The organism is Chamaesiphon sp. GL140_3_metabinner_50 (assembly GCF_025361915.1).
Lineage (GTDB): Bacteria > Cyanobacteriota > Cyanobacteriia > Cyanobacteriales > Chamaesiphonaceae > Chamaesiphon.
Window position 1 is genome coordinate 1 of sequence record NZ_JANYJC010000077.1, and the last position, 14,680, is coordinate 14,680.

Genomic DNA, 14,680 nt, shown 5'->3' on the forward strand with positions numbered 1-14,680 from the left:
TCCTTGCTGGATGAAGGTACGGCAGCAGCCGAATCTATGAGCATGAGTTATGGCATTCAGAAGACAAAATTTAATACTTTTTGGGTATCTGAAGCTTGCCATCCACAAACGATCGATGTAATTAAAACCCGCGCGCTTCCGTTAGGAATTGAAGTCGTAATCGGCGACCACAAAAATATTGATTTCAGTCAAGAAATATTTGGGATGTTATTACAATATCCCGCTACCGATGGGACTATTTATGACTATGAGGAAGTAATCGATCGGGCACATAAAGCAGGGGCAATTGTTACCGTCGCCGCCGACTTACTCAGCCTCACCCTACTAAAACCACCAGGCGAATTCGGTGCCGATATTGTCGTCGGCAATACGCAACGTTTCGGGATACCATTAGGTTATGGTGGCCCTCATGCTGCTTACTTTGCAACCAAAGATGCTTACAAGCGGCAAATTCCCGGTCGGTTAGTCGGCGTATCTAAAGATAAACGCGGTAAAGTTGCTCTGCGGTTATCGCTCCAAACCCGCGAACAACATATCCGCCGCGATAAAGCCACCAGTAATATTTGTACCGCCCAAGTCCTGCTGGCAATTATGGCAGGCATGTATGCGGTTTATCATGGTGCCGAAGGCTTGAAATCGATCGCCACCCGCATTCATAATCTGACTACCACTCTCGCTACTGGCTTGACTAAACTCGGTTACTCGATCGGCGATGCACCATATTTCGATACCCTTCAAGTAAACGTAACTGGTAACGCTGCGGAGATATTAGAACGCGCAAAATCTCAACAAATTAACCTGAGATCGATCGACTCTAATCACGTCGGCATCTCGATCGACGAAACCACTACCCCTGCGGATGCGATCGACTTATGGCGAATTTTTGCTGGCGACAAAGCACTCGATTTCACATACTCCGAAATCGAGACTAATAACCCCACTTCCAGCATCCACACTTCCACCTTAGCCCGCACCTCCGAGTACCTCACTCACCCGGTTTTTAAAAATTATCACTCTGAAACCGAGCTACTGCGTTACATCACCCGCTTGCAATCCAAAGATTTATCCCTCACGCATGGAATGATTCCCCTCGGTTCCTGCACAATGAAACTGAAGTCCACCTCCGAGATGGTACCCGTAACCTGGGCAGAATTCGGGCAAATTCACCCCTTCGCACCCGTCGAACAGGCGCAAGGGTATCAAGTCTTATTTAACGACCTCGAACGCTGGTTAGCCGAAATTACGGGCTTTGACGCAATCTCCCTTCAACCCAATGCGGGTTCCCAAGGCGAATATGCCGGATTACTCGTCATCCGCGAATATCACCAACAGCGCGGCGATGTCGATCGCAACGTCTGCCTCATCCCTCAATCCGCTCACGGTACCAACCCCGCCAGCGCAGTGATGGCAGGAATGCAGGTAGTCCCGATCGCGTGTGACAACGACGGCAACATCGATGTAGAAGACCTCCGCGCCAAAGCCACCAAACATGCGGACAAACTAGCCGCCTTAATGGTGACATATCCCTCCACCCACGGCGTATTTGAAGAAGCGATCGTCGAGATTTGCGCGATCGTCCACGAATACGGCGGACAAGTCTACATGGATGGTGCCAACCTCAACGCTCAAGTTGGCTTATGTCGCCCCGGCGACTTCGGTACCGATGTCTGTCACCTCAACCTCCACAAAACCTTCTGTATCCCCCACGGTGGTGGCGGCCCAGGCATGGGGCCGATCGGCGTAATGGCACATTTAGCCCCCTATCTCCCCACCCACAAAGTCATCCCAATGGGTGGCAAACAGGGCATCGGCGCAGTCTCCGCCGCCCCTTGGAGTAGCGCGAGCATTTTACCGATTTCCTGGGTCTACATCGCTCTCATGGGCGGAGCGGGTCTGAAATTAGCTACCGAAGTTGCCATCCTCAGTGCCAACTACATTGCCAAACGGTTAGAAAATCACTACGCCGTCCTTTACAAAGGCACCAACGGCTTCGTCGCCCACGAGTGCATCCTCGACCTACGCGAGTTCAAAAAATCCGCCGAAATCGAAGTAGACGACATCGCCAAACGCCTGATCGACTATGGTTTCCATCCTCCCACCGTCTCCTGGCCAGTCGCCGGAACGGTAATGGTAGAACCCACCGAAAGCGAATCATTAGTGGAACTAGACAGGTTTTGCGATGCGATGATCGCCATCCGCGAAGAAATCCGCGAAATCGAAATTGGCAACGTAGACAAACAAAACAACGCCCTCAAAAATGCCCCACACACGATCGTCGATTTAGTCGATCCTAATTGGGATCGTCCCTACAGTCGCGAGCAAGCGGTGTTCCCTGTGGCTGGGTTACAGGATTACAAGTTCTGGCCAGCCGTAGGTCGAATCGATCAGGCGTACGGGGACAGGAATTTGATCTGTTCTTGCCTGCCAATGGATGCCTACAGCCAGGAATAATCGCATGAAATCCCCTCCTCTGCGCAGAGGAGGGGATTTTCGATCGGGAATCGACGTAAACCTTTTGGCTGCAGATTTTAATTTGAACGTAATATAGATTATGGTCTTGTCATACTCTCGATCGGCTAAATTATTTACAATCTCGTGCTAACTGAACAACATATTATTGAATCTTTAAGTAGAGCCTATGTTCGGGCATTAGCAGGTAAAGCAGGATTAAACCTTTCCGTCCGAGAATATGATTATGGCGTAGATGGCAACTTTGATGAAATAACTATTCGCGATAAGAGACGGGTAGAATCAGGTTTCTCCCTGAGCTTTCAATTAAAAGCTTCAACCCAATGGCAACGAGACGATAACACGGTTATTTACGATCTGGAGGCAAAAACTTACAACGATTTAGTTCTACGTCGCAATTTTAGGATGGCGGTACCTTGTATCCTCATCCTCTTTGCTCTACCTCCCGCTCCATCTCAGTGGTTGATATACAATGAAGAAGAAATGCGACTGCGGGGTAGCTGTTATTGGGACTATCTCAGCGGCGCACCAACCGAGAATCGTCAAAGTGTTAGAATTAGAATTCCTCGGCAGCAACGTCTAACATCAGAATCTTTGTTGGATTTAATCGAAAAGGTAAAAACAGGAGAGTGGTAATGACAGAACAAATTCTCTCAGATAGATCGCATGATAATCCTATTCGGATCGATAATTTTGTCAATTATCTCCACCAACATGGTTGGCAAAAAATCGATCATCCCAACACGCGCTTAATAGTCTTTCAAGGTGTTAATGACGATCGCGGGTATCCGATTCAAATTGTGTTGCCGAGTCAAAATAATTTTGAAGATAGCGATCGACTATTATCAAAAGCAGTTAATCTGTTAGCCGCGATCGAGGATCGATCGACCCAAGAAACGATCGATTTACTCAGTAGCGAAACCCAACATTCACAAATTGTTGGTTAAGATTGTTGGGTTCTACTTCGTTAAACACAACACCTCAACAATTCGGTATATATTAAAATCACGAGGTGCTTTTCTGAGCAATGTTGCAAGCTTCCATAATGCGAACAAAGCTGGGATAATCAGGAGTGTCCTCAAAATACTTGCTTTAACATCGATGGCAAAGTTATCTAACGAAACCTTAACGATGACTTTCGAGCTACTGCGCCAACTTGCAGAAGCAATCGAACTAGCTAGCGCGACAGAGTGGATATTTTTCGAGCGGTATGGAGAAACACCCAGAACGATTGGTGAATTGGAGGAATTACAAAATGCTAGAGAAAGGCTCAATCAGTCTTATTCTCGCCTCAACACACTATTGCTGAGGGTTTTGGAAGCACAGCCGATTGCTGCAAATGCTATGCTAGATTTGTGGGCAAAGGCGATCGATAACGGGCAAGCGAATCTAGAAGCTGCCAATGCCAGTATTCAAGAGATTAAAAGAGGTTGGAACTTGTCATGACCGATAAATATCCTTATCCCAGTGAAGCAACTCGAAAAGATTGTCTCGACAGATTGCGGGAAAGCAACCGCCAGCTAGAACTATATAATTTGTTCTTAGATGACGCGATCTCTCAAATTGATTCGGAATTACGTCAACAAAAACGAGAAAGATTGTTACAGAGAGTTCAACCTGCTAATTAGCATAGTGCTAGATCGAAGTTAATCCATTCTTCCCATTCTGCTTTGTTTTCTTCGTAGTAAGGTAGAGCGGCTTCGGCTTGCTGTGCTAAGATGCGGCGGCGTTCTTCGTTGGCGTAGCCTCTCGTGTCGAGAATCGATAGTTTGAGAAAAGCTCGTCTATCTATGAATTGTGGATTAGATTCTGACGCATCGGGGATAATCAAGATTACCTCGTTGGCGAAGCCTCTCGTTTCGAGATCGTTTGTCCGATCGGAATATTTGGCAGATCGATCTCTAAGCGATTGCCAGCTTGAATGGTGGTGGTGATGTAGCGGGTGTGTTTCATGGAAATCGTTGGCTTATTAGCCGCGCCGAGAGGTAATCGATACTCACTTGAGTCTATTTTACTGCGATCGCTATATAAGAGGGTAGCGATGTTAACCGTTGGCGTAGCCTACCTTAGGTAATCGCAAAGCCGCTGTATTCCCGCACATAGGGTGCTTGAAAGCCTAATACAATATCCTCTTTTGGTACGCCTTTATCTATTAAAGCTTGCCCGATCTGCATCTCAGTCATGTTCTGTTGCACCCAGATTTTACCGTTGATGATGTCTAGATGTAAGTCACAATCATAGACGCGCCGATTGTTAGTCCAACCAATATCCATCACTCGATAACGATCGTTTTCTCGATCGAAGATAATTTGGGTTTGGACATCACCATTAGCGATCGGTACAGCAGCATATTCTGTACAATTTGACGATACTTTGCTAGTTTATCCATTTTTCGATCGTCTCGCTTACTGGTTCATAAATAATTAGTTTAATTTGATACCGCTCTACAGAAATTTTCAAAAACTCTTTTTGGAAGATGGAAGAGGATCTGACATTATAATATAAAGCGGTAGATCGAGTGATGTTTTAAAATTGGGGGTGTTAATTGAGTAAACAAAAACAAGTGACGATCGCACTAGATTTAGAAGGAACCTTGATTTCTAATGCTGTCAGTCAATTTCCTAGACCTGGATTATTTACATTCTTAGAATATTGTTACCAAAATTTCGATCGATCGGTCATCTTCACTGCTGTTAATGAAGTCCGCTTTCGAGCGATAGCCAGAACGTTAGCCGAAGCGGGGGATGTTCCAGATTGGTTTGTCGATTTAGAATATATTAATTGGAGTGGTACATATAAAGATTTATCATTTATTCCCCAAGCAATTATCAATCGTACCATCTTAATAGACGATCGGATTGAATATATTCATCCAGACCAAAAAGATCGGTGGCTGGGTATTTCGAGTTATGAATATCCGTATCCTAATGACGATCGCGAACTCGATGCGACGATCGAACGGCTCCGTCAACGAACGGATAGTTAAAAGTTAGCTATTGACAATCGCTCTCTAGTTTGTCGGGGGGACGAGGTAGAGGGAAATAAAGACGACGATCGTGCCCGCTCTTGCCGATTCAGGAGAATGGTATAATCTTTGATAACATCGAAAGTGGGAGTGTTTTGCCCAGTTCCGGCGGCGGATTTTTAGCCGAGTGCGATCCTCTTACTCATTCCTTCTATGCTAGAGTCATCCTTACTCGCTCCTGGTAATATTCTCAGCAATCGTTATGAGATCGTCCGCGAACTCGGACGCGGTGGATTTGGACGGAGTTATTTAGCCAACGATCTTAATAAATTTGGCGAGAAATGTGTACTCAAGGAATTTGCGCCTCAAATTCAAACGGAATTAATTAAAGCTAAAGAGCTATTCGAGCGGGAAGCGGAAACTTTATATAAGCTCAAGCACCTGCAAATTCCGGCTTTTCGGGAATTGCTGCGGGTTAATGATGGTGGTGCGGAATCGTTGTTATTAGTTCAAGATTATATTGAGGGTGAGACTTATCTCACGTTGTTAAATCAACGTCTAGCTAGACAGCAGTTATTTAGTGAAGCAGAAGTTATTCAGCTATTGCGAGACTTATTACCAGTCGTTGACTATATTCATCGGTTCGGTGTGATTCATCGCGATATTTCTCCCGATAATATTATCTGTCGCGATCGGGATAAATTACCAATTTTGATCGACTTTGGGAGTGTTAAAGAGATTGCCGTTACTTTAGTTTCTCGTTATAGTAATGCCAAAATTGCCACGCGGATCGGCAAGCAAGGTTACGCGCCAGACGAACAAATGTTGCGCGGTAAGGTGTCTCCAGCCAGCGATTTGTATGCGATCGGGGCGACGGCTTTGACTTTACTGACGGGTAGAGATGCTAGTACGATTTATAATCCTGCTGAGGCGACTTGGGAATGGCGTAAATATATTCAACTGAGTCCCCAATTTGGCACGATAATCGATCGATTATTACAGCACAATCCGCAGGATCGGTATCAGTCAGCAGCCGAAGTCTTAACATTGCTATCCGCCGATAATTTTAATTATAACGCATTTTCAGCCATACCCACGCAATTACTGACTAATTCCACTCCATTGGTTCGCAGTAATAAAATATCGCAGCTCAAAACGATCGAAATCAGCCCTCGAAGCACTCCTCCCATTGCCAGTCAACCGACGGAATTATCTGCCAGAGATCCTAATGAGTGGAAAAAACCTGCTTGGCAAGTTACTAAGATGATGTCTGGGGTGTTTATTGTCTGTGCGGTCGTCAGCGGTGCCGTAAAATGGGTGCAGGCGATCGACCCGGTGAAAATGGTCAAAACCCAGGTCGATACCGCCACAGCAGGCGTTGTCAACTCGATTCCCAATCCCTTCAAATCGACACCATCGGTGCAGCAACGCCAGCAAGATTTGGCTCAACAATTAAAACAGCGCAACATTCCCGCCGCTAAATTTTATCGGCAGGTCGATCGGGCTTTTTATACTAAGCACCCAGAATTAAACGGTCGATCGCTCACCAGTAAGGCGGAAGATAATAAGCTGCGGCAAGAATGGCAAGATCTCGCCGTCGAAATCTTGAAAACTCAGAATTAACCAATAACCGCTTGGGGCTTAATCTCCAGGTTAACCGATCGAGTCTATGGAAACAGGCTCTAGAATAAATGAGTCTATTTTCACACTCCCTGCTGTCTCGAACAGGTGCTTTATTTAGGGAAAGCCCCACTCCTCTAGCGTGTATACACATCTCTAGAAACATGCGAAATTGGTGAAAATCCCCCTAATCCCCCTTTCCAAGGGGGACTTTCAAAGCCCCCTTGGAAAGGGGGTTGGGGGATTGGGATCTCAAAACGAAGTCCAACAGACTTATGTATTCACGGCAGCCCCACTCTCCCCTCCCCCCTTTTACACAAATGTTCAAACGATTCCGGCGGATAACGTCCCAGTGGTTAATTTTAGGTGCGATCGGATTATTTATTGCGGTGAATATCAACCCGGTTTTAGCGAGGATACCTAGTAATCAGCAACGCAATACAATTCTGATGATTGGGGATGGGATGGGTTGGGAAATTGCCAGAGCAGCGGCGATTCAAAAGGGGATTAATGGCGGTAATTCTGGTAAAACCCTCAAAGATTTTTATGCCCAAGGACGCGGCACTAGGCTCAATATGCAAACGCTCCAGGGCTATGCGCTGAGTACTACCTACGGCACCACCGTTGCGGGTAGCGATGGTAAATATAGCAGCAATAATAGTGCCCTAGATGACTCCCAGAAGCTGACTGGAGCTAGCGTCGTCCGTCCTAACTTCAAATTCGACCCGAAATTTAATCCCGGTCAACACGGCAAGAATAGCCCAGATTCAGCCAACCCAGCAACAGGAAACTTAGTCGGTTACGACCCGATTAAAGGTGGCGCAAACCCGTGGACTCTGGGTACCGATCGCGAGTATATTAAAGCCAGCTATCCCGACTCTGCCAATACTGCGACCACCCTCTACACGGGCGTAAAAAGCTATAATAACGCGATCGCGGTAGACATTTACGAACGCCCCCTGACAACCATCTTGAAAACCGCCGCAATTGAGGGTAAATCAACAGGCTTAGTTACCTCAGTCCCCATCGATCATGCTACGCCGGGAGCCGCTTCTGCTAATGTCAATCGGCGCAACAAATACGACATTAATGCGCCAGGAGCCACACCGCTCGATAATATTCTCCAGCAGCAACTCCGCATCTATCAACCCACCGTTCTGCTTGGCGGCGGACATCCGCTATCGAATGTGAAAGAACCGCTACCCACAGGCATCGAGCCAGTACACACTTATATTAGCGAAGCCACCTATCGGGAACTCAGCACCAAACCTAACAGTAATATCTACAAATACACCTTCCTCGAACGCGGTGCGAATGCGGCTCAAAAGTTAGCACAAACCGCCGCCAGCATCGACCCGAATCGGGGACAGCGGTTGCTGGGTATTTATGGTGCACGGGGACAAGCTGGCAATCTCCCGGTTAGTTCGGCAAATGGCGACTATAGTACGACAGGTTTCGATCTGGGTAAGGTTCATAGCACGCGCGGTTTGCAGCCAGATACCACCCGCCCTTTGAGTAAGAATGAAACCGACGCACAATTTACCCGTCGCGAACGGAATGAAAACCCCACCCTCAACGAACTAACTACCGCCGCCTTAAACGTGTTGGGCAAAGATCCTGAAGGCTTCTGGTTGATGGTCGAAGGTGGCGATATCGATTGGGCGGCTCACGATAATAATTTAGATAATCTCATCGGTACCACGCTTGATTTCGATCGCACTGTCGGTATGGTGATTGATTGGATTAAAGCGCATGGCGGCTGGGAACGCAATCAACTCATAGTTACTGCCGACCACGACCATTATTTTACACTTAATGATGATTTTCCGGCTCTACTGCGCCGTCAAGGTGCCGAACGACTAACTGCGATAAATACAGCCACCGAAGCCGGACATTATTGGGGTTCGCAGCCAGTAGTCGTCAAAGATGCAGCGGGTAAAGAGTTGTCAGAAACGGGTAAATATGGGTGGGGCAATCATAGCAACCGCCCCGTCCCAGTATATTATCAAGGTTATGCTGCCAATGTGCTGACTAAATCGATCGGACGAGGCTTTAAACTGTACGATAATGATGTTCCTGGTATTCCCGGCCTAACAGACCAAATTCATATCTATCAAACTCAATTAGCCGCCGTCAAAACTCCAGTCAATCGCTCTATTAAATAATTAAACATTCATAGCCAAAGGAATGGATAAAACTAATTTGCAGCAATCTTAAATTCTCTCTTAGATCCCCGACTTCTCTGAGAAGTCGGGGATCTGTCAGTCAGATAAAATAACAATTTATAACTATGCGATCGAAGACTAAATTTTCTCTTATCATGCTTTTAGGAGCCATCTCAGTGGGATTGATGGTAATTCCGGTCGAGGCAAAACCCGCAATTGTTAATGCTGCCCCGGTTGTCGCTGATGGTAATATTTTGCAAGCTCTATTTTTAGGATTGGTTCAAGGAGTTACGGAGTTTTTACCAATTAGCAGTACCGCTCACCTATTAGTAACGACTAAAGCTCTAGGTTGGCAACAGTTAGGTCAGAAAGATTATGCCGATGCGATTCAATTTGGTAGTGTCGTTGCCGTATTTATTTACTTCTGGAAAGATATTAGCACCGTGGTTACTGGTGGGATAACGGGAATTGCCAAGCAAGATTGGCAAGCTTTGGAAGTCAAAATATTAGCGGGAATTGCCGTCGGTACTTTACCCGCATTAATTCTCGGTTATTTGGGTAAAGATATTCTCCCCGACAGCGCACAGATTATTGCAATTATGTCAATTGTCATGGCAACCTTACTATTTGCTGCCGAACGGTTTAGTTCTCGTCAACGGGGATTCGACAAATTAGAAATTAAAGATGGTTTCTTGGTAGGTTTAGCCCAAGCGATTGCTTTACTTCCTGGTGCTTCGCGTTCTGGTTCGACACTTACTGCGGGTTTATTTCTCGGTTTAGATCGCGAAACAGCCGCTAGATTTTCATTTTTAGTCGGCATACCAACCTTAACAGCCGCCACTTTATTTAAAGCTGTAAAAATATTTAAAGGTAATGAATTACCCATTCTATTCTTAGCAGTCGGCACAATTTCTACATTTATTTTCTCATATATTTCGATCGCATTCCTACTCGACTATCTCAAGAAAAAAGATACGATGATATTTGTCTGGTACCGTTACGCTTTTGGCGCATCGATTCTCATCGCGCTGGCTACTGGTTGGAAAGGTTAGAATTAAGGCAAAAATGAGTAATGAGTAATGAGTTCAATTACTTAAAATCTGGGACGCAGTTCCAACGCCTAAAACCTAACACCTAAAACCTAACACCTCATACCTAACACCTACCGAATTTGTGATAAGACATAGCGCAACCTGTCATAATCATCCTTGAGAATGAGACTGACAGTGCGCCCTGCGGTGACTAACCACGATCTATCTCTAGCTCGAAGGTGATGAATTTCGCGGATGGTAGCGGCTGTCAAAGCCTCCACTGGCGCGCCTTGCACCTGTAACAGCGTCCGCAAAAATTCTAACTGTTCGCTAAATCGAATAATCTCTTCCTTATCGCACTGATACACCCCCTGATGGATTTGGGGCGGGCGTGGCGGTAAATATTGATACATTTGCCCCTGCTCATCTTCAAAGCCGATAATTGCGGCTTTAAATTCGGTTTTGAGCATGGCAAAAATTTGGGGTTGCTCTGCTCGTAACTCTTCTAGCGACATCCCCAATGCACGAGCGCGATGGACGGAATCGATCGGGGCTGTGGTAGCATGATAAACCACTGCAAGAATTTGATTGCCAGTTTCCTCATCGGCGGCTTTAACGATACTGCCAAAAGTGGGCATAACTGCTAGTTTGAGATCTTCGGGTTCTAGACATTGAGCCAGAAACTCGCAAGTAGATGTCTCGATTACCTCGGCAATGTGCTGAGGATTTTTGGCACCAACGCTAAATTGGGGTAATGGTAAACGCATCGAAAATTAAAAATATTTTGGAGCGACGATCGAAACTTGAGATATCTTCAATCTTAAAGATAAATTCTTGATGTATTCACTTTAATCGATCGAGTCGTATGTTCGGAGCATATTTGGAGATCGATTGGGCGATTTTAGCCATCTCGGTAACTTGGCTGGTTGCCATATATGGTAATAATTACTATAATTGAAATAATTAATAGAATCGTAGCTACCATATATGAGCCAGTTACCCATCCCACAACATTTTCAACCCGATCGCGTTGGCGAGATTTGGCGGGTACCCTATCAGCAAAGATCGATCGAGGCTAGAGGATGGGCGCAGCATCACCAGCTTCGACCGGCAGCGGGACACGGGAAAGTTAGGCTGTTACTCATCGATGTCCAAAATACCTTCTGTTTGCCAGATTTCGAGCTATTTGTCGGCGGACGCAGCGGACGGGGGGCGATCGACGATAGCGTCCGATTATGTGAGTTTATCTATCGTAATTTAGGTAAAGTTGACCAAATCATCGCTACGATGGATACCCATCATCTGCACCAAATTTTCCATCCGATTTTTTGGATCGACGAAAATGGCGAACATCCGACACCAGCAGTAACGACGATCTCGCCTGCGGATGTCGCGGCGGGAAAATGGCGCGTGAATCCAGATTTTGGAACGGAGCAGCCACAGCTTCAAGCTTACGCGCTGCATTATGTCCAGCAGTTGAGCGATGGGGGTAAATATCCGCTGCTAATTTGGCCGTATCATGCCATGTTAGGCGGAATCGGTCATGCATTGGTACCCGCGATCGAAGAGGCGATCTTTTTTCATGGGATTGCGCGCACCAGTCAGGCGAGCTTTTCGATTAAAGGCGATCGCACGTTGACAGAAAATTACTCGGCGTTGGCTCCGGAGGTTTTTACAAACCAATTGGGGGAAACAATTGCTAGTAAAAACGATAGTTTAATCGAGCTATTATTGGACTCAGATAAGCTAATTATCGCCGGACAAGCTCAGAGTCATTGTGTTGCATGGACGGTGAACGATCTATTGACAGAAATTCAGGCGATCGATCCACAATTGGCACGGAAGGTATATTTACTCGCCGATTGTACCTCGCCCGTGGTAATTCCTAGCGTTGTCGATTATACCGATCGAGCTGAGGCTGCTTATCAGCGGTTTGCAGATGCGGGGATGAATATTGTTAAATCTACAGCCGAGCGAGATTTTTTGTAATTACCACTATTTACTATCCACTATCTAGACACCTTCTGAATAGTCTTATTGGCTGCGATCGTAGATCTGAATCCCCCTAAATCCCCCTTTTCAAGGGGGACTTTGAATCTGGTTTCCCCCTTTTTAAGCAGGGCTGATTCATTCCTTACTAGGCTTAGGTTGTCAAGATAAAAAGCAATTAATTTCGATCGAATAAATGGTAACTTCTTAGTAAGAAGTAGCCGTATTCATCTGAAAATCGATCGCTTGAGATATTGACAAATTCATTCCCAAAGGGGATGAATCAGCCCTGCCTTTTTAAGGGGGGCTAGGGCGGATTTCTAGGGTTTAAGCTTAACAAGCTATACTTTTCAAATATCCTCTCACTATCCCCTATTCCAAACACCGATCGATCGTTGCCACTACCGAGGCACCCAACGAATCAAAATCATAACCACCTTCTAAACCAAATACAATTTTACGAGTGACTTGCAAACAGTAATCGGTAAAGATGCCAAAATCTTGAGGTTGCAGCGAAATATTTGCCAGTGGATCGTCATGATTGGCATCGTAGCCAGCACTGACAATTAATAAATCTGGGCGAAAATCTTTCAGAAATGGGATTACTTTATTCTCAAATAACGGCTGATAATCGGCGATCGTACTGCCAGCTTTCATGGGTAAATTTAACACATTTTTGTGAACTCCCCGCTCTACCGCTGCGCCACTACCAGGATAGTGCGGATACTCATGTAGCGAACAATAAGCCATCCGAGGATTTTGGGCGACTACCGCCTGAGTACCATTGCCATGATGGACATCCCAGTCTAGTATCGCGACTCGATCGACACCATTTGCCAATGCATAAGTCGCCGCGATCGCCGCATTACTAAAAATGCAAAATCCCATCCCTCCAGATGGCTCTGCATGGTGCCCAGGCGGACGCGCTAGCACGAATGAGGGTTGGGCGGCGATCGCTAAATCGACCCCATCCAGCCACGCATTAACAGCCAGCAGCGCAACTTCATAAGTTTTACTAGAAACGGGTGTATCGGCATCGATTAGTCCGCCACCACTCTGACTGAGTTGCCGTACCGATTGGATATATTCGACAGGGTGAATTTCTTCGATCCAAGGTAATGGCGATTTTAGCTGCGTTGGTGTGGGAGATCGCCAATCGAGGCGATCTGCCCATTTTGTTCGTTCCAGTGCCGATTTAATTGCTGTCAATCGAGCTGGTTTTTCGGGATGAAATGCCCCTGTCTCGTGTTGTAAAAAGTCGTCTGAATATATAACGGGAAACATAGTCGGGAGATGGGTAGTATACCTACGGCAGGCTATCGCCAACGGCTTCGCTCACTAGCCGATGGGAGATGGGAGATGGGAGAGACTGTTTGATGTGGAGCGTAGATCTTCATCCCCCAACCGCCTTAAAAAGGAGACAGGAGAATTCACACCAACTCGGCTCTATCCTTGCTAAATTGTCACGGCGGCATGGCGTAGCACCTCTAACACCCGCACCGGATCGCAGCCATAGATTCCAGAACCCCAATCGGCGTTTTGCTCGACGACAGCCCAACCTCGTCGGGCAATTACCCCTACATCTACCACCGCCGATCGCGGTAGTTTGACTCGATCGTCTGCTAGAATCGTGCTGACAAAAGATGCGGCTGCGGCTAATTCTACATCTGTCGCCGCAAAGTCGCGATCGCGTTGCAACTCTCCAGATCTAAGATAGATCGAAATCGTCTGAAGTTGGCGATCGAGAATAAAGCAGCGAAATTCTGTTTCCCATTCCACCACATCAGCTACTAACACGGGCGTATCTTCATCATACTCATGCGGTAACTCCGCCCCAGTATAAACCCTCGCGGGAAAACTCTTATCATTCGGCGGCTTGATAAATGCAGGTTCTACCAACTCCCGACAAGCTCCCAACGTCGTCAGCATCACCCGCCGCTGACGGTATTCATCCGGTAAACCAGGTAGCCAATCAATCTCTGGCTCCAACAGTCGCAAGCCAAATTGCGCGGCGAGAGTTTGCCCGAATAATGCTTCTAAATATAGTACGGGTTCGGGCACCTGTCGTAATGCCGCTGGAACCTCCCAACTCCGCAATCGCTCGACATTCCAACCGAGCCGATTCGCCGCCCGCCACAAGGCTTGAGCATCTTCAGTAAAACGCGGTGTCAAAATTAAGGTAGGCATCGGGGGAGCGGAGAGATGGGAGATGGGAAAGACTTAATCGGAGTGAAAAGTGCGGTAAAACGATCGCGGCAATAGTATTCTAAGACTAATCACACCCGATCGATAATTCATAAATTTTGTCTGATGGTCATTTACTTTGTCTTTTTGACGATTTCTGCTGCTACTTATGCACTATTTAGTCTGGGTTTAAACCTCCAGTGGGGCGTAACGGGGCTGATTAATTTCGGACATGTCGCATTTATGGCGATCGGTGC

General features: G+C 46.4%; 15 protein-coding genes and 1 pseudogene. 11 read left to right on the top strand and 5 right to left on the bottom strand.

Translation table 11 applies throughout. The features are described from left to right. From gcvP to Q0R35_RS03820, 5 genes are all read left to right on the top strand, one after another. Positions 1-2,451: aminomethyl-transferring glycine dehydrogenase (gcvP, locus tag Q0R35_RS03800; RefSeq protein WP_295614628.1), on the top strand; the 2,451-nt coding region annotated here is incomplete at its 5' end. 144 nt (positions 2,452-2,595) lie between these two features. Further along, positions 2,596-3,105, top strand: coding sequence for a DUF4365 domain-containing protein (locus tag Q0R35_RS03805; RefSeq protein WP_295614630.1), 510 nt, complete (start codon positions 2,596-2,598; stop codon positions 3,103-3,105). After that, positions 3,105-3,416 carry a hypothetical protein gene (locus Q0R35_RS03810; RefSeq protein WP_295614632.1) on the top strand — a complete coding sequence of 104 codons (312 nt, stop codon included), beginning with the start codon at positions 3,105-3,107 and terminating at the stop codon, positions 3,414-3,416. Before Q0R35_RS03805 ends, Q0R35_RS03810 begins: the two co-directional genes overlap by 1 nt. Positions 3,417-3,570: 154 nt before the next feature. Then, positions 3,571-3,915 (top strand): hypothetical protein, encoded by a 345-nt coding sequence (locus Q0R35_RS03815; RefSeq protein ID WP_295614634.1) that lies wholly within the window; start codon positions 3,571-3,573, stop codon positions 3,913-3,915. After that, on the top strand, positions 3,912-4,097 hold the full coding sequence (locus Q0R35_RS03820) for a hypothetical protein (RefSeq protein ID WP_295614636.1): 186 nt from the start codon (positions 3,912-3,914) through the stop codon (positions 4,095-4,097). The genes Q0R35_RS03815 and Q0R35_RS03820 overlap by 4 nt, the downstream gene beginning before the upstream one ends. Here the strand turns inward: Q0R35_RS03820 and Q0R35_RS03825 are convergent. Together Q0R35_RS03825 and Q0R35_RS03830 are read right to left on the bottom strand one after the other, a co-directional pair. Next, positions 4,094-4,300 carry a hypothetical protein gene (locus tag Q0R35_RS03825; RefSeq protein WP_295614638.1) on the bottom strand — a complete coding sequence of 69 codons (207 nt, stop codon included), beginning with the start codon at positions 4,298-4,300 and terminating at the stop codon, positions 4,094-4,096. The two genes, Q0R35_RS03820 and Q0R35_RS03825, sit on opposite strands and share 4 nt — an antisense overlap. A gap of 235 nt (positions 4,301-4,535) precedes the next feature. Further along, positions 4,536-4,805, bottom strand: coding sequence for a XisI protein (locus Q0R35_RS03830; protein ID WP_295614655.1), 270 nt, complete (start codon positions 4,803-4,805; stop codon positions 4,536-4,538). Positions 4,806-5,014: 209 nt separating this feature from the next. Here Q0R35_RS03830 and Q0R35_RS03835 point away from each other — a divergent pair, with 209 nt between their 5' ends. The 4 genes from Q0R35_RS03835 (at position 5,015) to Q0R35_RS03850 (ending at position 10,271) form a co-directional block, all read left to right on the top strand. Then, a complete protein-coding gene (locus Q0R35_RS03835) occupies positions 5,015-5,455 on the top strand; it encodes an NIF family HAD-type phosphatase (RefSeq protein ID WP_295614640.1) in 441 nt (146 codons plus the stop codon). Positions 5,456-5,647: 192 nt separating this feature from the next. Further along, positions 5,648-7,057: a serine/threonine-protein kinase gene (locus Q0R35_RS03840; RefSeq protein ID WP_295614642.1), complete on the top strand. Its 1,410-nt coding sequence runs from the start codon at positions 5,648-5,650 to the stop codon at positions 7,055-7,057. A 446-nt stretch (positions 7,058-7,503) separates the two neighbouring features. Continuing rightward, positions 7,504-9,219 (top strand): alkaline phosphatase, encoded by a 1,716-nt coding sequence (locus tag Q0R35_RS03845; protein ID WP_366944817.1) that lies wholly within the window; start codon positions 7,504-7,506, stop codon positions 9,217-9,219. Between the two features lie 155 nt (positions 9,220-9,374). Then, on the top strand, positions 9,375-10,271 hold the full coding sequence (locus Q0R35_RS03850; RefSeq protein WP_295614646.1) for an undecaprenyl-diphosphate phosphatase: 897 nt from the start codon (positions 9,375-9,377) through the stop codon (positions 10,269-10,271). 110 nt (positions 10,272-10,381) lie between these two features. Here the strand turns inward: Q0R35_RS03850 and Q0R35_RS03855 are convergent, their stop codons facing one another. After that, complete coding sequence (locus tag Q0R35_RS03855; protein WP_295614648.1) at positions 10,382-11,017, bottom strand: HAS-barrel domain-containing protein; 636 nt, start codon at positions 11,015-11,017, stop codon at positions 10,382-10,384. Positions 11,018-11,237: 220 nt separating this feature from the next. Here Q0R35_RS03855 and Q0R35_RS03860 point away from each other — a divergent pair, with 220 nt between their 5' ends. Continuing rightward, on the top strand, positions 11,238-12,239 hold the full coding sequence (locus Q0R35_RS03860; RefSeq protein WP_295614650.1) for an isochorismatase: 1,002 nt from the start codon (positions 11,238-11,240) through the stop codon (positions 12,237-12,239). A 372-nt stretch (positions 12,240-12,611) separates the two neighbouring features. Here the strand turns inward: Q0R35_RS03860 and Q0R35_RS03865 are convergent, their stop codons facing one another. Then, positions 12,612-13,523 (bottom strand): histone deacetylase, encoded by a 912-nt coding sequence (locus Q0R35_RS03865; RefSeq protein ID WP_295614651.1) that lies wholly within the window; start codon positions 13,521-13,523, stop codon positions 12,612-12,614. A 171-nt stretch (positions 13,524-13,694) separates the two neighbouring features. Beyond that, on the bottom strand, positions 13,695-14,426 hold the full coding sequence (locus Q0R35_RS03870; protein ID WP_295614653.1) for an ATP-grasp domain-containing protein: 732 nt from the start codon (positions 14,424-14,426) through the stop codon (positions 13,695-13,697). Between the two features lie 123 nt (positions 14,427-14,549). Between Q0R35_RS03870 and Q0R35_RS03875 the strand changes: the two are divergent. Continuing rightward, a pseudogene (locus Q0R35_RS03875) lies at positions 14,550-14,680 on the top strand (branched-chain amino acid ABC transporter permease); the annotation flags it as partial.

Coding starts and splice junctions, on each gene's coding strand:
- Q0R35_RS03810 (WP_295614632.1), top strand. CDS start 3,105: ATGACAGAACAAATTCTCTCAGATAGATCGCATGATAATCCTATTCGG.
- Q0R35_RS03815 (WP_295614634.1), top strand. CDS start 3,571: ATGGCAAAGTTATCTAACGAAACCTTAACGATGACTTTCGAGCTACTG.
- Q0R35_RS03820 (WP_295614636.1), top strand. CDS start 3,912: ATGACCGATAAATATCCTTATCCCAGTGAAGCAACTCGAAAAGATTGT.
- Q0R35_RS03840 (WP_295614642.1), top strand. CDS start 5,648: ATGCTAGAGTCATCCTTACTCGCTCCTGGTAATATTCTCAGCAATCGT.
- Q0R35_RS03845 (WP_366944817.1), top strand. CDS start 7,504: ATGATTGGGGATGGGATGGGTTGGGAAATTGCCAGAGCAGCGGCGATT.
- Q0R35_RS03850 (WP_295614646.1), top strand. CDS start 9,375: ATGCTTTTAGGAGCCATCTCAGTGGGATTGATGGTAATTCCGGTCGAG.
- Q0R35_RS03855 (WP_295614648.1), bottom strand. CDS start 11,017: ATGCGTTTACCATTACCCCAATTTAGCGTTGGTGCCAAAAATCCTCAG.
- Q0R35_RS03860 (WP_295614650.1), top strand. CDS start 11,238: ATGAGCCAGTTACCCATCCCACAACATTTTCAACCCGATCGCGTTGGC.
- Q0R35_RS03865 (WP_295614651.1), bottom strand. CDS start 13,523: ATGTTTCCCGTTATATATTCAGACGACTTTTTACAACACGAGACAGGG.
- Q0R35_RS03870 (WP_295614653.1), bottom strand. CDS start 14,426: ATGCCTACCTTAATTTTGACACCGCGTTTTACTGAAGATGCTCAAGCC.